Origin of the sequence: Nodosilinea nodulosa PCC 7104, from assembly GCF_000309385.1 — a bacterium.
Classification (GTDB): domain Bacteria; phylum Cyanobacteriota; class Cyanobacteriia; order Phormidesmidales; family Phormidesmidaceae; genus Nodosilinea; species Nodosilinea nodulosa.
The window spans coordinates 1,339,535-1,355,480 of sequence record NZ_JH976537.1; the positions used below are offsets into that span (position 1 = coordinate 1,339,535).

Sequence of the window (15,946 nt, forward strand, 5' to 3'; positions counted from 1 at the left end):
TTTGACAACTGGCGTTTGGACGGCGGTATTGGTCTATGTTGAGAATAGCTACTCGGCAGCAGGAGCTACGGCAATAGTGATGTGGCAAGTTGGCTTGCGAATCTGATAAGCCCGCCCCTGAGCACGAGGACGAAATCGCTTTAGTGCAGGGCCAGCATCAGCAAACGCTTCGCTCACTACAAGGCCAGCGGGGTCAAGTCCATTGTTGTTCTCAGCATTGGCAACTGCCGAGCGCAGCACTTTAATGATCGGTTCACAGGCCTTGTAGGGCATGAACTCTAGAATGATTAGTGCATCGCGGTAGCTCTTGCCGCGAATCTGATCAAGCACTCTGCGAACCTTACGGGGTGACATTCGCACGTAGCGAGCCACCGCTTTAACCTGCTCTGAGGTATCTACAGCCATTTCTCCAATTCCTCTACCTAATACCTAACGACGAGCTTTTTTATCGGTCTTAGCGTGGCCGCGAAAGGTTCGCGTCGGAGCGAACTCACCTAGCTTGTGGCCCACCATTTGCTCGGTAACATAGACCGGTACATGTTGACGACCGTTGTGTACAGCAATGGTATGGCCAATCATCTGGGGCAGAATCGTAGATGCCCTCGACCAGGTCTTAATCACCTGCTTGTCGCCCTTGACGTTGAGGGCTTCGATTTTAGAGAGCAAATGATCGGCCACAAAGGGGCCTTTTTTCAATGAGCGAGACATTATTCTTCAGTCCCCATAAAAATCACAACAGCCACAATCAAGAAACAGCCCACCGATACAGAAACCAAACCACAGTATCTAGGCGTTACGCCCGCCTCGACCCCTCTTAGATACACGACGACGACGGCGTACCACGTACTTATCGCTGTCTTTGTTTTTCTTGCGGGTTTTGTAGCCCAGGGCAGGCTTACCCCAGGGGGTAACAGGCCCCGATCGCCCGATTGGGGCCCGACCCTCACCACCGCCGTGGGGGTGATCCACAGGGTTCATAACACTGCCACGAACCTCTGGGCGGCGACCCATCCAGCGTTTTCGGCCCGCCTTGCCGAGGCTGACGTTACGAATATCGGCATTGCCTACCTGGCCAATGGTGGCGTAGCACTCGCGACGCACCATGCGCACTTCAGTGGAGGGCAATTTAAGCGTGACGTAATCCCCTTCCTTTGCTACCAGCTGAGCTCCTGCCCCAGCCGAGCGCACCATTTGCCCGCCTTTGCCCGCCTGCATCTCGACGTTATGGACTGTCGTACCCAGAGGAATCTTGTAGAGAGGTAGAGCGTTGCCAACCTCTAAAGGAGAATCTGGTCCAGAAATTACCGTGCTGCCCACGGTCAATCCAGCTGGGCAAAGGATGTAGCGCTTTTCGCCATCTTCGTAGTGCAGCAAAGAAATGCGCGCGTTGCGGTTGGGATCGTACTCAATGGAGGCAACTTTGGCGGGCACCCCGAGCTTATCGCGGCGAAAATCTACGACCCGGTAGAGGCGCTTGTGCCCACCACCCCGATGGCGGCAGGTAATCACCCCTCGATTGTTCCGTCCCTTGGGACGATGCTTAGAGCGGGTCAGAGACTTTTCAGGCTCGCTGCGGGTAATCTCGGCGAACTCGGAGACGGTTCGCTCACGCGTGCCTGGGGTATAAGGTCTATAAGAACGGATGCCCATGGAAATACTTGCTGGCTACACGGCAAAAACGGCTGAGAAATCAGGCTTTAGATCCTGCTAGAGATCGGGGAAGAGAGGAATAGAATCTCCGGCGGCCAGGGTGACCACAGAGCGCTTGTAGTGGGGGCGGTTGCCCACAAAACGACCCATCCGACGCTTTTTCTTGGGAGGGTTGTAGGTGTTAACGGCAACCACTTTGACATCGAACAATTCTTCGATCGCTGCCCTGATTTGCAGTTTGTTGGCGCGGGGGTCAACTTCAAACACGTACTGATTGTTCTCAAGCAGGAGGGTAGCTTTCTCAGTTACCAGAGGCCGACGAATTAGATCGGCCAAAGATGGGGTGTTAGCGGCATTAATCACTGTAAACCTCCTGGATGGCCTCAAGGGCCGGGGACGTAATCACGAGATGGTCTGCGTTGAGCAAATCATGGACATTGAGATTGACAGCGGTGATTAACTTGACATTCTCAATGTTGCGGGCCGATAGGTATACCAGCTCTTGGCGCTCAGCAATGATTAGCAGGATCTTGGCGTTGGGGTCGATGCCCCAGCGGCCCATGGCATCGAGCAACTCGCGGGTCTTGGGCCGAGAAAACTTATCCTCAAACCCTTCCACTACCACCAGATCGTCAACCCGACTCTGGAGGGCGGTGCGCAGGGCCAGACGACGCTCCTTGCGATTCATCTTGACGCTGTAATCGCGAGGCTTTGGGCCGAAAATTACGCCGCCGCCACGCCACAGGGGAGAGCGGTTAGACCCAGCGCGGGCTCGCCCCGTTCCCTTTTGCCGCCAAGGCTTGCGACCACCGCCCCGGATCTCAGCGCGAGTTTTGGTAGAAGCTGTGCCCTGCCGGGCATTGTTCATTTGCCGCACCAGGGCACGGTGGACGATGTGAGAGGCAGACTCTTCTTTGGCAACCTGAAGCTCTAGGGATGCCGTACCCGCCTCTTCGCCCTCCCAGTTTTTTACAACGCACTCAACCATTGTCTGAACCCATCCCTTAAAACGCTTTGAATGCCCAAAGGCTCGAAATGCTGCCGCCTACTGATGTTTAAGCCTTAACCCATTGGGCTGGGGCAATGCTCAGCAACCCACCGGGTTTGCCGGGAATAGCGCCTTTGATTAGCAGCAGATTGCGATCGCTGTCGACCCGTACCACCTGTAATTTACGGATGGTCACCCTAGCGTTGCCCATCTGGCCAGCCATCCGCTTGCCAGGATAAACCCGACCAGGGGTAGTACCTGCACCAGTAGAGCCGGGCAAACGGTGATTCTTGGAACCGTGGGCCATGGGACCACGACGGAAGTTGTGGCGCTTTTGGTAGCCGGCAAAGCCGCGACCCATGCTCTTTCCGGTGACATCCACCATTTGACCGGCAGTGAACGTCTCAGCCGTGACCGTCTGTCCCAGCTCGAAACCGTCGGCAGCATCCACTCGATACTCCTTAAGATGACGCAGCGGAGTACTGCTAGAGCGAGCCAAGTGGCCCAGCTTAGGCTTGTTCAAGGCCTTCTCAGCAACCTCATCAAAACCGAGCTGAATGGCCGCATAGCCATCGGTATCGGGGGTTTTAATTTGGGTAACAACGCAAGGCCCAGCTTGCACCACTGTCACGGGGATGGCATTACCTGCCTCATCGAACACTTGGGTCATGCCCAATTTTTTGCCGAGAATACCGACTGCCACAGCCCTGTCTCCCTAATTAACACACTATGAGATGCGCAGGACTCTCTGGTTTGAGAGCTTTGCGCATCTGCAACAACATCAACTTTTGAACATCCCATGCAGGAGAAATCCACCGGGATGAGTGCTGCCGATGCAAATCGGCCACAGTTCAAAAGAAAGCCAGCTCATTCTGATTTTGGTTCAAACTCTTCAGCCTGGAAACCATCAACCTCAGGGGTGACAAGCAATCAGAATGGCCAAATGCCAGGACTTGGGCAGCTCACTGAGCCACTCAGTATCCTTTTCGTCGGCGATTTACCATACTACACGCCTAATTTGGATATGTCTATACCTTTTTCCAAAAAAGTTCCCCTTAGGAAAAAGAATTCCTGCGCAGGGAAAATTTTAGTCGCAGAACCCTGCTGGCTGGTTTTACTCCTGATCTTGAACACAGTACAATGACAGCTGTATTAACTTGCCGGGGGCAACTATGGCGCTGCTGACAACGGGCAAACCCTTTATCAAAGATCTGGAGAGCAACGGCGCGATCGCCGTTCGCATGCCCTTAGAAGGTGGGTTCGAAGGGCGCTACGAGCGCCGTCTCAAGGCCACTGGCTACGAAACGATGAATCTGACCGCCCGCGGCTTGGGAGATGTGTCATCTTACCTAACCGCTATTCATGGGGTGCGTCCAGCCCACCTGGGCAAAAAATCCTTGGGCAGCGGTGCGGCGGTGGGTTACACCTATTTTATTCCTCCCCTGCTGACCTATCGCCTGGAATCTATGGCTCCCGGCGCAAAGGGCATGGTGCTATGGCTGATTGAAGGGCACATCTTGTCGCGGCAGGAGCTGGCCTACCTGGTCAGTCTGCCGACTACCGAGCCTCGAGTTAAGGTGGTGGTAGAAATGGGTGGGAGCCGTTACTTTACCTGGGAACCCCTGGCTAATTTGGTTTAGGTTTTGGGGTTGGTCTTCTACCTCTGGGCTTGCCTAACTCACCACTTAGGGAAGCTAGGGGAACCCCGTCAGGGCTTACGACCTGAATGTGCGATCTACAATGAATATTGAAACCTCCCCTGGAACTGCCGCTGGGAGTGGTATTGCAAGAAGCTTATCTGTATCTCCCTGTCGTTCGCTTCAGCTAGGGCGGTGGGTAAAGCTTATTTGTGGTGCTAGCTATCAGGACATGCCAGCGGTGCGGCGATTGGTCATGCTTTATGCCCTTGCTGGGGTAGATTGCATTGATGTGGCCGCCGATGGGGCTGTTGTGGCTGCTGCCCGTAGAGGACTAGATGACGCGGTGTGGATAGCCGGTCATTTGAGCGATCGCAAAGCACCCAGATGGAACAATCACAGCTTACGGTCCCATGCGCCCTGGCTGATGGTTAGCCTCAACGACAGCGAAGACCCCCACTTTCGCAAGGCTTACTTTGATGTAGGTCACTGTCCATCGGATTGCGATCGCCCTTGCGCGTCGATCTGCCCCACTGCCGCGATTCAGTTTCAGGCCGTTAATTGCGGTGGTGTCGTGGAGAATCTCTGCTATGGCTGCGGACGCTGTATTGCCGTTTGCCCAATTAAGACCATTGAAGCCCGGCCTCATCTAGCCAGTCCTACGGCTTTCCCAACGACCCAACTCAGCCAGATCGACGCCGTTGAGATCCATACCCAAACCGGACATCAGTCTCAGTTTGAGCAGCTTTGGCGGCAGTTGCAGCCCTGGATGCCATACCTGAAGCTGGTGTCTATTAGCTGCCCCGACCACGACCAGGTGGTGCCCTACCTAAGGGATCTCTGCACCCTGATGGCTCCCTTAGGTGTGCCACTAATTTGGCAAACCGACGGCCGCCCCATGAGCGGCGACTTGGGCAAAGGCACGACCCACGCTGCTATTCGTCTGGCTCAAAAAATTCTGGCAGCTGGGTTACCGGGCTACGTGCAACCCGCTGGCGGAACCAATGGCTACACTGTAAGTAAGTTGACTGAACTCGGTTTGATAAACAACTCGCTTTCTGCTTCTCATCTCAGCAATTGTCAATCCAGTGAATTACCTTCCTCCCTAGCTTTGAGGCTAGACCCTGAGGATTTAGGCTCGATTCACGACAGAATTGCAGGCATTGCCTACGGTAGCTATGCGCGATCGCAGGTCATGCCTTTGCTCGACGCTATTGACCACGAACTTCAGCCCTGGCTAGGAAACGCTTCCCTAAACCAGTTCCCCAATGGTCAATGGGTATCGCCTAGATCCCAAGCTGCCGCCTTCGATGCTGCCGATGCACCCTGGCGACGGCTAGATGAAAGCGCCCTGGGGCAAGGTTTGGCTTTATCCCAGGGACTGGTGAACCAGCTCAAGTCAGCATAAGTCCGCTCGACACTTTTTATCAGCACGGTATGGTTAGCTATAGCAACGACCGCAGCGATGATGAATTGGGCGATAATGCCCCTTTAGAGACCACAAACGACATTTCTGCCACTTCTGATAATCTCGCCGTGGAATTTTCACCCACCAAACTTGAAGGGACAGCCTCCAATCAATCTGTTCCTGCCCAAGCCCCGCCCATCGACGATCTAGATCAGCTACTGAGTATTTTGCCGCCTTCAATTCGCGCGCGATTGATTCAGCATCCCCAACACCAAAATTTGATTGAGGTCGTTCTCGATCTAGGCCGTCTGCCCGAGGCCAGATTCTACGACAGCGCCGAGTACCTGTCTGAGGAGCCTGTTACTCACGCCGATTTAGATCACTGTATCAAGCGGGTGGGCAGCTTCGGCGGGGATAATCGGGCCGGTATTGAGAAAACCCTGCACCGGATTAGCGCTATTCGCAACCGTTCTGGGGAAGTCATTGGGCTTACCTGTCGAGTGGGCCGGGCGATCTTCGGCACCATCGGCATGATTCGCGATTTGGTTGAAACAGGGCGCTCGATTCTGATGCTGGGGCGTCCTGGGGTAGGCAAAACCACCGCCCTGCGCGAGATTGCCCGCGTACTGGCCGACGATCTGCAAAAGCGGGTGGTGATTATCGATACCTCCAACGAAATTGCTGGGGATGGCGACATTCCCCACCCTGCGATTGGCCGTGCCCGACGCATGCAGGTCGCCCGACCGGAAGAACAGCACCGAGTGATGATCGAAGCGGTGGAAAACCACATGCCTGAAGTCATTGTGATTGACGAAATTGGCACTGAGTTAGAGGCACTCGCTGCTCGCACCATTGCTGAACGGGGGGTGCAGCTGGTGGGCACCGCCCACGGCAACCGCTTAGAAAACCTGATCAAGAATCCCACTCTCTCAGATCTCATTGGCGGCATTCAGTCGGTCACCCTGGGGGATGAGGAGGCTCGCCGTCGGGGGAGCCAGAAAAGCGTGCTGGAGCGCAAAGCGCCGCCCACCTTTGACATCGCTGTGGAAATGCTGGAGCGTCAGCGCTGGGCTGTCCATGACGATGTGACTGTCACCATTGACAATCTGCTGCGGGGGCGTCAGCCAGGGCTGCAAATTCGCACCGTGGATGAAAATCAGAAGGTCGTCATTACCCATGAACTCCCTGGTTCAGGCCGAGAGGTGTCGAAGCCTTCGCGCTCGGGTCTGGGCTGGCGAGCGGCTGGTCAGATGGTGCCGCCTACGCCTAGCCCGGCGATCGCCCAGCGCAGCCTGGGCAATGGCGGCAATGTTCGACCATTAGGGCAAGTTTTTGGCTCCAAACCGACCACTGACCCGATGTTTGCCCACCTGCTGGACCTCGTCGATGACGGCGATATTGTGGGTCCCAATGGGGAAGATGCTGTGCGCCTCTATCCCTACGGCCTTAGCCGCCACCAGCTAGAGCGGGTGATCCAAACCCTTCACATGCCAGTGGTAATCACTAAGGACTTGGACGATGCTGATGCGGTTTTGGCGCTGCGATCGCACGCCAAAGCCCAGGCAAAGCTAAAACATATGGCTCAGGGGCGGCAAATCCCCGTCCATTTGGTCAAATCCAACAGCATCCCTCAAATTACCCGTGCCCTCCAGCGTCTGCTGGATATGGACGACAACCCCGCCGCTGTGGATCTGGGACTGTTTAGTCACAGCGGTGGCGACGATGAACTAGAAGCTTTGGAAGAGGCCCGCCTAGCCGTAGAGCAAATCGTTATCCCTCAGGGCCAGCCGGTAGAACTGCTGCCGCGATCGGCCCACATTCGTAAAATGCAGCATGAACTAGCCGAGCACTATCGCCTCAAATCCTTAAGCTGTGGCGAAGAACCTAACCGACGGTTACGCATTTATCCTGCCTAAGGCATAGACCGCTCCAGCCTAGACGCAGAACACTATGGCCACAGAGCACTATAGAATGAGAGCACCGAAACGACGCCAGTGTGGCTATAGCTTAGGGCTAATCGTCCGTCATTCGGTCTGAAATCTTGCCTGAAACCTTTGAAAGAAGCCCATGAAATCCTTAATTTCTCGTCTTTTTGCCCTGGTCTTGGTTGCTGTTATTGGCCTAACCGGATGCAGCGCCGGAACTAGCGGTTTGCTGACTGGCGACTACCGCCAGGACACTCTGATGCTGGTGGACAGCCTCAGAACAGCGATCGCCCTACCTGATGATGATCCCACCAAGCCCGAGGCCCAGGCCGAGGCCAAAGCCGTCATCAGCGACTTCGCCTCCCGCTACCGCCGAGATACTGCCGTAGCTAACCTGAGTTCATTTACGACCATGCGTACGGCACTAAACGCGATTGCAGGCCACTACAGCAGCTACCCCAATCGCCCTCTGCCGGACAAGCTGAAGACCCGAGTCGAGCAAGAACTTAAGCAGGTGGAAGCTGCCCTCAAGCGCGGGGCCTAGCTGTTGGAATCCTATATCTCCCCAGTTGAACCGCTTAAACACGATGCTAGCTCCAGGCTCCCAAGGAAACGTTTTAGAAGAAACTCTAGGGAAATGCCCGCGCCAACGGCAGAACCTAAAACTTTTGATTGACGGGCTGCCATCAGTTTGCTAGCATAGCAATTCTGTAGTAAAGTGCGAGTTGGACATGAAAGTCCGTGCGTCTGTGCGCAAGATGTGTGATAAGTGTCGAGTGATCCGCCGCCGTGGCCGGGTCATGGTGATTTGTTCAAACCCTAAGCACAAGCAGCGGCAAGGGTAGGTTTGGCTCAGGTGTCTTTTCTTTAGGAAAAGGCTCAATGTTCAAGGGGCGACTGAATAAATTGAATAGGCCTATTAGCCAAGGCGGTTTTAGTAATTGAATCGGGCTTTTTGTTGTCCGGGCAGCGGCCCAACGGGAATTGCTGGGTAGCCATTATTGGGCTGCATGGATAAACCAAATATTCGGGGAGATAGTTAAGGTGGCACGGATAGCAGGCGTGGATTTACCACGTGACAAACGAGTTGAAATTGGCTTGACTTACATTTACGGCATTGGTCTTACCCGCTCGAAGGAGATTCTGGCAAAAACCGGGGTCGATCCTGACGTGCGCGTTAAAGATCTTACCGACGCTGATGTGGCTAAGCTGCGAGACTCTGTAGAGAGCGATTACCAGGTGGAAGGTGATCTGCGGCGGCTTGAGAGCATGAATATCAAGCGGCTGATGGACATTGGTTCTTACCGCGGTCGACGTCATAGAGCTGGGCTACCTGTTAGAGGCCAGCGCACTCGTACCAATTCTCGCACCCGTCGAGGTGGCACCCGCCGCACCGTCGCTGGCAAGAAGAAGGCGCCGCGGAAGTAGAGTCAGACCTAACTCTCTGCCCTTTATGATGCAACCGCGAGGGCTGAGATACGGAAGCTCGCTGGTCTCTGGAGCGAGTTTTTCTGACTGTTTAGCGGTGCTTGCCAATCTCAACTGCTCACCGACAGTTACGCAGCTTACGTTTCCTTGAATTGAATTTAGTGACAATGCTATGGCCAAACCAACTCGAAAGACTGGACCTCGCAAAAGTAAGAAGAACATTCCCAGTGGTGTAGCCCACATCCGTTCAACCTTTAACAACACTATTGTGACCATTACCGACCAGTCAGGAGAAGCAATCTCTTGGGCATCGGCTGGATCCAGTGGATTCAAGGGAGCTAAGAAGGGCACACCATTTGCGGCTCAAACCGCTGCTGACAGCGCTGCGCGGCGAGCTATGGATCAGGGCATGCGTCAGATTGAAGTCATGGTAAGCGGACCCGGGGCGGGTCGTGAAACGGCTATTCGCGCTCTTCAGGGAGCGGGGTTGGAAATTACGCTAATTCGCGATGTCACGCCTATTCCTCACAATGGCTGTCGACCACCCAAGCGTCGTCGAGTGTAGGCCTTTTTTCAGAATGTGGCTCTATCGGTGAGCAGGATATTGCGAGGTTTAAGGGAGGCAGGATTTTGGCACAGTTTCATGTCGATTGCGTAGAGTCTGTCGTTGAAAGCGATCAGAGTCAGTATGGCCGCTTTGTGATTGATCCTTTGGAGCGCAGCCAGGGAATTACCGTAGGCAACGCCCTCCGCCGGGTGCTGCTTTCCAATTTAGAGGGTATTGCAATTACGGCCGTCAGGATTGCTGGCGCCACCCATGAGTTCTCTACCATTGTTGGAGTGCGGGAAGACGTGCTCGACATTCTCCTCAACATGAAGGAGATCGTGCTGCGGAGCTACTCTAACCAGCCTCAAATTGGTCGTCTCTTGGTTCAAGGCCCTGCCCGAGTAACGACCGGGCATTTTGAGTTGCCCTCTGAAGTGGAGGTGGTCAACCCAGAACAGTATGTGGCTACCGTTGCCGATGGCCACACTTTGGAAATGGAATTCAGAATTGAGCGAGGTCAGGGTTATCGAGCTGTTGTGCGCAGCAAAGACGATGCCACAGCGCTAGATTTTATCCAGATTGACTCTGTATTTATGCCGGTTAAGAAAGTTAACTACACCGTTGAGGAAGTAGTTGTTTCTGGCTCTATGCAGCGCGATCAGCTGACCATGGACATTTGGACTAACGGCAGCATTACTCCCCAGCAGGCGATGAGCCAGGCTGCCGATATTCTAGTTGGTCTTTTCGTCCCGCTTAAAGATGTGACTCTAGAGCCTAAGTTTGACGAAGAGGTCAAGGAAGAGGATCCAAATAATCAAATTCCTATTGAGGAGCTTCGGCTTTCGGTACGAGCCTATAACTGCCTAAAACGAGCTCAAATTAACTCTGTGGCGGATCTGCTGGACTTTAGCCAAGAAGATCTTCTAGAGATTAAAAACTTCGGTCAGAAGTCCGCAGAGGAAGTGATCGAGGCTCTTCAAGAGCGCTTGGGCATTACCTTACCCTTAGAGAAGGCTTCCAAGACTGCTTGATGGGAAGCTTAATTTAAGTTACGGGCTAATTCTCGTGACCTGTTAGGCATAGGCCTTACTGCTTCCGATTTTTTTGTTTTCTTCACTTTTGTTGTTCATCTGAGTTTGGTATCATCATGCGTCACCGCTGTCGCGTTCATCAACTCGGGAAGCCCGCAGACCAGCGCAAGGCTCTGCTTCGTTCCCTGACCACGGAGCTGATCCGTCACGGTCGAATTACCACTACTAAAGCCCGAGCTAAGGCGGTGCGTGAAGAGGCCGATCGCATGATTACCTTGGCTAAGGATGGTTCTCTCTCGGCCAGGCGCCAGGCCTTGGGCTATATCTACGACAAGCAGCTTGTGCATGCGTTGTTTAGCCAGGCTGGTGAGCGCTACGGCGATCGCAGCGGTGGCTACACCCGCGTTGTCAAGACTGTCCGCCGCCGTGGTGACAACTCTGAAATGGCCATCATCGAATTGACCTAGGTGTTTCTCTGATTCATCCAAGTCCCTGTATTTATACCGTTAGCCCTCCGCCTGTTATCCATGGAGAAACCCTCACCCATACAGCGCAGTCTGGAAAGCCAGCCCGCAGAGTTTGCCCAGCCAACTCAGCGGATTGCTTTGGCCGTGCAGTATGTAGGCACTCATCTCCATGGCTGGCAGTGGCAGCCCAACGCCCGTACCGTGCAGGGGGAAATTGAGGCTGCAATTCGATCGGTTTTGGGCTACGACGTTCGCCTCAATGGCGCAGGTCGCACCGATACCGGTGTCCATGCAGCCGCTCAAATAGCCCACTTTGATGCCCCAGGTTTTATCCCGGCCCACCGTTGGTCCGACGTGCTCAACGCCCGTTTGCCAGAGGACATCCTGATTCGAGCTTCGGCGTCGGTCGCTGATACGTGGCATGCTCAATTTTCGGCTTGCTGGCGGCGTTATCGCTACAGCTTTTACACCGGTCAGCGCCCAAACCTGTTTGTGCGTCCTTTTGTGTGGCACTACTATCGTCAATACCTAGATCAAGGCAGGATTCAATCCGCGCTGGATGCTATGGTTGGCCACCACGATATGACTGCCTTTCACCGGGCGCGATCGGGTAAAAGTCATTCCTGGGTAGACCTACAGGCCGCTGAATGTCGTCGCCAGGATACTTTCTTGACGGTTGAGCTTCAGGCTAAAGGGTTTCTGTACGGCATGGTGCGTTTGATCATGGGCCTGCTGGTGAAGGTCGGCAGCGGTGATTTGACCCCCGCCGAGTTTGGTCGTCTCTGGCAACAGCGTCAGCGCCATCGGGTCAAGTATGCTGCCCCGGCCCAGGGCTTGTGTCTACTCCGGGTCGGCTACGACGATCCCCCGTTCGCCCCAGAGGTATGGTTTGACAACCAGCCCCATGTGTTTTTGGGGACGGCTGTGGCCTAATGCTGGTTTAGATTTGTTCAGCTCGTTTTTTAGTTAGTGTGGTTCATCCAAGAAAGGCAGCTCAAGCGCTATGACTACAAAGACCTATATTCCTCCCCACGATTCTGTCCAGAAGCAGTGGCACCTAATTGACGCTGAGGGTCAGCGACTGGGACGGCTGGCCACGGAAATTGCCACTATTTTGCGCGGCAAGAATAAGCCCACCTTTACTCCCCACATGGATACCGGTGATTTCGTTATTGTTGTCAATGCTGAGAAAGTAGTGGTCACCGGTCGCAAAGCCACGACTAAACTCTATCGTCGCCATTCCGGCCGCCCTGGTGGCATGAAGGTTGAAACCTTTGACAAGCTTCAGGCTCGTATTCCTGAGCGCATCATTGAGCAGGCCGTTAAGGGCATGCTGCCCAAGAATTCCCTGGGCCGGAAGCAATTTACCAAGCTCAAGGTGTACGCCGGAGCTGAGCATCCTCACCAGGCCCAGAATCCTGAAGTTCATGTTGTAAACACTATTCCTGGAGAAGCGAAATAATGCAGGCTACCGATCAATCCGAACGGGCGGTATATTGGGGCACCGGTCGCCGCAAGACTTCCATTGCGCGGGTGCGCTTGGTACCTGGCAGCGGGCAACTGGTTATCAACAAACGTCCCGGTGACGACTACTTGCAGTTCAACCCGGCGTATCTAAATGCCACTAAGGCTCCGCTAGAGGTACTGGGCTTGGAGAGCGCCTACGATATTCTGGTTAACGTCAAGGGCGGTGGTCTGACAGGGCAGGCTGATGCCATTCGTTTGGGTGTTGCCCGTGCGCTGTGCGAGTTGGATCCTGAAAACCGCAAGCCTTTGAAAGTTGAAGGTTATCTAACCCGTGATCCCCGCGCTAAGGAGCGCCGTAAGTACGGTCTGAAAAAAGCCCGTAAGGCACCTCAGTTCTCTAAGCGCTAGATTGTATGGATGTGGGCGCATTTTTGGCAGATGCCTCAGTCCATGGCAAAATCTGCTTCTGGCCGCTCCATCTCGCTGTTTTAGATCTGTATTCATCTGTTGACGTCGTTTCAAATCACTGACATGGCAAAGTCTGACATACATCCCACCTGGTATCCCGAGGCTAAGGTATTCTGCGATGGTCAAGAAATTATGACCGTGGGATCTACCAAACCTGAGCTGCACGTAGATGTCTGGTCTGGTAACCATCCTTTTTACACTGGTACCCAGAAGATTATTGATACCGAAGGTCGGGTAGAGCGTTTCATGCGTAAGTACGGCATGACCGATACCTCAGCCGCTGCTACTGAGGGAAAGGCTGCCGATAAGGCCTAGCGTTCGCTGCTGTAGCGGTAGGATCAGGCATTCTGGCTAGGCGGCAGACACGAGGACACCATGGCTGAGGCGTACTTAATTGAAAAGCTTAACTCTGTGGAGCAGACGTTCCATGAGTTGACTCGGAGATTGGCGGATCCAGATGTCGCTAGAGATCCGGATGAGTTTCAACGCATCGCCAAGTCTCGGTCTTCTTTGGAGGAGACTGTGGCTACCTATGACGAATGGAAGTCTAGCCGGGAAGAGCTAGCCGGTGCACGGGAGATCTACAAAGAGTCCAGCGGCGATCCTGAGCTAAAGGAGATGGCGGCTCTGGAGGTGAATGCCTTGGAGGAGAGGCTGGCGGAGCTTGAGGCCCGCTTAAAGGTGCTGCTGCTGCCCCGTGATCCTAACGATGATAAAAATATCATGCTGGAGATTCGCGCTGGTACAGGCGGCGATGAGGCCAGCATTTGGGCTGGGGATTTGGTTCGACTGTACTCTCGCTACGCTGAGACTCAGGGCTGGAAGGTGAAGCTGCTGAGCGAATCGGCAGCGGATATGGGCGGCTTCAAAGAAGCGATTCTGGAAATTGCTGGCGATCGCGTCTACAGCAAGCTCAAGTTTGAGGCGGGGGTGCACCGCGTTCAGCGGGTGCCGGTCACCGAGGCGGGCGGACGGGTGCATACCTCTACGGCCACCGTGGCAATTATGCCCGAGGTCGATGATGTGGAGATCGAGATCGATCCGAAGGATATTGAGCTGACCACGGCGCGATCGGGCGGGGCTGGTGGTCAGAACGTCAACAAAGTGGAAACGGCGGTTGACCTGATGCACAAGCCCACGGGCATTCGAATCTTTTGTACCGAGGAGCGATCGCAGCTGCAAAACCGCGAGCGGGCCATGCAAATCCTGCGGGCTAAGCTCTACGACATGAAACTCCGGGAGCAGCAGGAGGAGGTTTCTTCCATGCGCAAGTCCCAGGTGGGAACCGGAGCGCGGTCGGAAAAAATTCGCACCTACAACTACAAAGACAACCGAGTTACCGATCACCGTCTCAACCAGAACTTTACGCTCACCCCCGTGCTGGAAGGGGATATTGATACCCTAATTCAGTCGTGTATTGGCCGTGACCAGCAGGAACGGCTGGAGGAACTGGCGGCTGAGTCGTCTGCGGTATAGCTTATGCCGAAGGCGCTCACCGGCAGCCTATCTTTGGGCGTCAGCCACCGAGACCCGAGAGAAGCTAAAATCGCAAATTCAAAATCCAAAATCGGTATTAGGCTGGGGATGTTCTGCCTACGAACCACCCATGGCCAAGTTTCTCCACATTGCCGATATTCACCTGGGGTTTGACCGCTACGACACCCCGGAGCGCACCAAGGATTTCTTCCGCGCCCTCCAGACGGTGCTAGAGCGCTATGCCATTGAGGCAGGCGTGGATTTTGTGGCAATCGCAGGCGATCTGTTTGAGCACCGCAACATTAAGCCTGCTACCCTGAACCAGGCGCAGGTTTGCCTCCAGGCCCTGAAAGACGCCAATATTCCAGTTCTGGCCATTGAGGGCAACCACGACAACCGCCCCTACGGCACTCGCACCAGCTGGCTTAAGTACCTCTCCGAATGGGACCTGCTCAAGCTGCTCGAACCCAACGACGGCGCCATTGCCGAAGACCGCCTGACGCCCTGGTGCGAGAGCACGCGCTCCGGCAGCTACATTGATCTGCCCTGTGGCGTGCGGGTGATCGGCTCAAGCTGGTACGGGGCCACCGCCCCCCGCGCCATTGAACTGCTGGCAGAGGCGATCAAAGCGCTCCCCCCCGGCCCCGATCATTCGGTATTACTTTTTCATCACGGCCTGGAAGGGCAAATTTCTCGCTATGCCGGGGCGCTGCGCTACACCGAATTGCTGCCGCTCAAGGAAGCTGGGGTAGACTACCTGGCCCTGGGCCATATTCACAAACAGTACGCTGTTGAGAACTGGGTATTTAACCCCGGATCGCTGGAGGCCAACAACGTAGAAGAAAGCCGCTACCAGCGGGGCGCTTATCTGGTAGAACTTTCGCCTCAGGGGATTGATGCAGAGCTACAAACCGACTATTTTCAGCGTCCAATTGTGCGGCTAGAACTGGTGGCAAAAGGGCAGGAGAGTTTAGATGACCTGATCCAGATGGCGATGGATAGGGCGATCGCCGCCGTTGCTCAGCACCAGAGCGGTACGGCCCCAATCCTGGAGCTAAAAATCTCTGGGCAGGTGAGCTTTGACCGTCTTGAGCTAGACACTCGTCGCCTCCAGGAGGCGATCAAGGCGGCCAGCAATGCTCTGATAGTGCTAATCAAATACGACGTAGAGGATGTAGCCTACCAAACGCCCCTCGGCGAAGGCCAAAATCGGGCTGAAATTGAGCAGTCCATTTTTGAAGATATGCTCACGGCCCATCGCGACTATAAAAGTCGGGCTGCAGAGCTGGCGAGGGGGCTAACCGATCTCAAGGATCGTCAGCTATCGGGTGCTGATGAAATAGATCTCTATGGTCTGGTACAAACCCTCTTGGCCGTGGACGAGCCCGCCCCTGCTCCATCGGCCCCATCCGTGGCCTAAAAGTTGTCGCTCAGGGACCTGGTAGACTGCGGCA

22 protein-coding genes are annotated in these 15,946 nt (G+C 54.7%); 16 read left to right on the forward strand and 6 right to left on the reverse strand.

The window, feature by feature from the left end; genetic code table 11:
* Positions 1-48: 48 nt before the first annotated feature.
* From rplV to rplC, 6 genes are all read right to left on the reverse strand, one after another.
* On the reverse strand, positions 49-405 hold the full coding sequence (rplV, locus tag LEPTO7104_RS0105950) for a 50S ribosomal protein L22 (RefSeq protein ID WP_017297642.1): 357 nt from the start codon (positions 403-405) through the stop codon (positions 49-51).
* Between the two features lie 24 nt (positions 406-429).
* Positions 430-708: a 30S ribosomal protein S19 gene (rpsS, locus tag LEPTO7104_RS0105955; RefSeq protein ID WP_026072411.1), complete on the reverse strand. Its 279-nt coding sequence runs from the start codon at positions 706-708 to the stop codon at positions 430-432.
* Between the two features lie 78 nt (positions 709-786).
* The gene (rplB, locus tag LEPTO7104_RS0105960; protein WP_026072412.1) at positions 787-1,650 is read right to left on the reverse strand and encodes a 50S ribosomal protein L2; all 864 of its coding nucleotides are present in this window, start codon (positions 1,648-1,650) and stop codon (positions 787-789) included.
* 57 nt (positions 1,651-1,707) lie between these two features.
* Positions 1,708-2,013 (reverse strand): 50S ribosomal protein L23, encoded by a 306-nt coding sequence (locus LEPTO7104_RS0105965; protein ID WP_017297645.1) that lies wholly within the window; start codon positions 2,011-2,013, stop codon positions 1,708-1,710.
* On the reverse strand, positions 2,006-2,638 hold the full coding sequence (gene rplD, locus LEPTO7104_RS0105970; protein ID WP_017297646.1) for a 50S ribosomal protein L4: 633 nt from the start codon (positions 2,636-2,638) through the stop codon (positions 2,006-2,008). Before rplD ends, LEPTO7104_RS0105965 begins: the two co-directional genes overlap by 8 nt.
* Positions 2,639-2,705: 67 nt before the next feature.
* Complete coding sequence (gene rplC, locus LEPTO7104_RS0105975) at positions 2,706-3,341, reverse strand: 50S ribosomal protein L3 (protein WP_017297647.1); 636 nt, start codon at positions 3,339-3,341, stop codon at positions 2,706-2,708.
* A 96-nt stretch (positions 3,342-3,437) separates the two neighbouring features.
* On the opposite strand from rplC, the gene LEPTO7104_RS39915 reads away from it, so the two are divergent.
* From LEPTO7104_RS39915 to LEPTO7104_RS0106045, 16 genes are all read left to right on the forward strand, one after another.
* Entirely contained in the window at positions 3,438-3,782 is a 345-nt protein-coding gene (locus tag LEPTO7104_RS39915; RefSeq protein ID WP_155523536.1) for a hypothetical protein, read from the forward strand.
* A 28-nt stretch (positions 3,783-3,810) separates the two neighbouring features.
* Positions 3,811-4,278: an NAD(P)H-quinone oxidoreductase subunit N gene (ndhN, locus tag LEPTO7104_RS0105980; RefSeq protein WP_017297648.1), complete on the forward strand. Its 468-nt coding sequence runs from the start codon at positions 3,811-3,813 to the stop codon at positions 4,276-4,278.
* Positions 4,279-4,378: 100 nt separating this feature from the next.
* Positions 4,379-5,683, forward strand: a complete 1,305-nt coding sequence (ldpA, locus tag LEPTO7104_RS32910; RefSeq protein ID WP_083887010.1) for a circadian clock protein LdpA — start codon at positions 4,379-4,381, stop codon at positions 5,681-5,683.
* A 29-nt stretch (positions 5,684-5,712) separates the two neighbouring features.
* A complete protein-coding gene (locus LEPTO7104_RS0105990) occupies positions 5,713-7,599 on the forward strand; it encodes a R3H domain-containing nucleic acid-binding protein (protein WP_017297650.1) in 1,887 nt (628 codons plus the stop codon).
* Between the two features lie 151 nt (positions 7,600-7,750).
* A complete protein-coding gene (psb27, locus tag LEPTO7104_RS0105995) occupies positions 7,751-8,152 on the forward strand; it encodes a photosystem II protein Psb27 (RefSeq protein ID WP_017297651.1) in 402 nt (133 codons plus the stop codon).
* A 187-nt stretch (positions 8,153-8,339) separates the two neighbouring features.
* Complete coding sequence (gene rpmJ / locus LEPTO7104_RS37960; protein ID WP_071527191.1) at positions 8,340-8,453, forward strand: 50S ribosomal protein L36; 114 nt, start codon at positions 8,340-8,342, stop codon at positions 8,451-8,453.
* A 199-nt stretch (positions 8,454-8,652) separates the two neighbouring features.
* The gene (rpsM, locus tag LEPTO7104_RS0106000; RefSeq protein ID WP_026072414.1) at positions 8,653-9,036 is read left to right on the forward strand and encodes a 30S ribosomal protein S13; all 384 of its coding nucleotides are present in this window, start codon (positions 8,653-8,655) and stop codon (positions 9,034-9,036) included.
* Positions 9,037-9,208: 172 nt separating this feature from the next.
* Positions 9,209-9,601, forward strand: a complete 393-nt coding sequence (gene rpsK / locus LEPTO7104_RS0106005; protein WP_017297653.1) for a 30S ribosomal protein S11 — start codon at positions 9,209-9,211, stop codon at positions 9,599-9,601.
* A 65-nt stretch (positions 9,602-9,666) separates the two neighbouring features.
* Positions 9,667-10,614 (forward strand): DNA-directed RNA polymerase subunit alpha, encoded by a 948-nt coding sequence (locus tag LEPTO7104_RS0106010; RefSeq protein ID WP_017297654.1) that lies wholly within the window; start codon positions 9,667-9,669, stop codon positions 10,612-10,614.
* Positions 10,615-10,730: 116 nt separating this feature from the next.
* A complete protein-coding gene (rplQ, locus tag LEPTO7104_RS0106015; protein ID WP_017297655.1) occupies positions 10,731-11,081 on the forward strand; it encodes a 50S ribosomal protein L17 in 351 nt (116 codons plus the stop codon).
* 60 nt (positions 11,082-11,141) lie between these two features.
* Entirely contained in the window at positions 11,142-12,014 is an 873-nt protein-coding gene (truA, locus tag LEPTO7104_RS0106020) for a tRNA pseudouridine(38-40) synthase TruA (RefSeq protein WP_017297656.1), read from the forward strand.
* 70 nt (positions 12,015-12,084) lie between these two features.
* Positions 12,085-12,543 (forward strand): 50S ribosomal protein L13, encoded by a 459-nt coding sequence (gene rplM / locus LEPTO7104_RS0106025; protein WP_017297657.1) that lies wholly within the window; start codon positions 12,085-12,087, stop codon positions 12,541-12,543.
* The gene (rpsI, locus tag LEPTO7104_RS0106030; RefSeq protein ID WP_017297658.1) at positions 12,543-12,956 is read left to right on the forward strand and encodes a 30S ribosomal protein S9; all 414 of its coding nucleotides are present in this window, start codon (positions 12,543-12,545) and stop codon (positions 12,954-12,956) included. Before rplM ends, rpsI begins: the two co-directional genes overlap by 1 nt.
* Positions 12,957-13,079: 123 nt before the next feature.
* A complete protein-coding gene (gene rpmE / locus LEPTO7104_RS0106035) occupies positions 13,080-13,331 on the forward strand; it encodes a 50S ribosomal protein L31 (protein ID WP_017297659.1) in 252 nt (83 codons plus the stop codon).
* 60 nt (positions 13,332-13,391) lie between these two features.
* Positions 13,392-14,492 carry a peptide chain release factor 1 gene (gene prfA, locus LEPTO7104_RS0106040; RefSeq protein ID WP_026072415.1) on the forward strand — a complete coding sequence of 367 codons (1,101 nt, stop codon included), beginning with the start codon at positions 13,392-13,394 and terminating at the stop codon, positions 14,490-14,492.
* 130 nt (positions 14,493-14,622) lie between these two features.
* A complete protein-coding gene (locus LEPTO7104_RS0106045) occupies positions 14,623-15,912 on the forward strand; it encodes a metallophosphoesterase family protein (protein ID WP_017297661.1) in 1,290 nt (429 codons plus the stop codon).
* Positions 15,913-15,946: the final 34 nt, after the last annotated feature.

Coding starts and splice junctions, on each gene's coding strand:
- rplV (WP_017297642.1), bottom strand. CDS start 405: ATGGCTGTAGATACCTCAGAGCAGGTTAAAGCGGTGGCTCGCTACGTG.
- rpsS (WP_026072411.1), bottom strand. CDS start 708: ATGTCTCGCTCATTGAAAAAAGGCCCCTTTGTGGCCGATCATTTGCTC.
- rplB (WP_026072412.1), bottom strand. CDS start 1,650: ATGGGCATCCGTTCTTATAGACCTTATACCCCAGGCACGCGTGAGCGA.
- rplD (WP_017297646.1), bottom strand. CDS start 2,638: ATGGTTGAGTGCGTTGTAAAAAACTGGGAGGGCGAAGAGGCGGGTACG.
- LEPTO7104_RS39915 (WP_155523536.1), top strand. CDS start 3,438: ATGCAGGAGAAATCCACCGGGATGAGTGCTGCCGATGCAAATCGGCCA.
- ndhN (WP_017297648.1), top strand. CDS start 3,811: ATGGCGCTGCTGACAACGGGCAAACCCTTTATCAAAGATCTGGAGAGC.
- ldpA (WP_083887010.1), top strand. CDS start 4,379: ATGAATATTGAAACCTCCCCTGGAACTGCCGCTGGGAGTGGTATTGCA.
- LEPTO7104_RS0105990 (WP_017297650.1), top strand. CDS start 5,713: ATGGTTAGCTATAGCAACGACCGCAGCGATGATGAATTGGGCGATAAT.
- psb27 (WP_017297651.1), top strand. CDS start 7,751: ATGAAATCCTTAATTTCTCGTCTTTTTGCCCTGGTCTTGGTTGCTGTT.
- rpmJ (WP_071527191.1), top strand. CDS start 8,340: ATGAAAGTCCGTGCGTCTGTGCGCAAGATGTGTGATAAGTGTCGAGTG.
- rpsK (WP_017297653.1), top strand. CDS start 9,209: ATGGCCAAACCAACTCGAAAGACTGGACCTCGCAAAAGTAAGAAGAAC.
- rplQ (WP_017297655.1), top strand. CDS start 10,731: ATGCGTCACCGCTGTCGCGTTCATCAACTCGGGAAGCCCGCAGACCAG.
- truA (WP_017297656.1), top strand. CDS start 11,142: ATGGAGAAACCCTCACCCATACAGCGCAGTCTGGAAAGCCAGCCCGCA.
- rplM (WP_017297657.1), top strand. CDS start 12,085: ATGACTACAAAGACCTATATTCCTCCCCACGATTCTGTCCAGAAGCAG.
- rpsI (WP_017297658.1), top strand. CDS start 12,543: ATGCAGGCTACCGATCAATCCGAACGGGCGGTATATTGGGGCACCGGT.
- rpmE (WP_017297659.1), top strand. CDS start 13,080: ATGGCAAAGTCTGACATACATCCCACCTGGTATCCCGAGGCTAAGGTA.
- prfA (WP_026072415.1), top strand. CDS start 13,392: ATGGCTGAGGCGTACTTAATTGAAAAGCTTAACTCTGTGGAGCAGACG.
- LEPTO7104_RS0106045 (WP_017297661.1), top strand. CDS start 14,623: ATGGCCAAGTTTCTCCACATTGCCGATATTCACCTGGGGTTTGACCGC.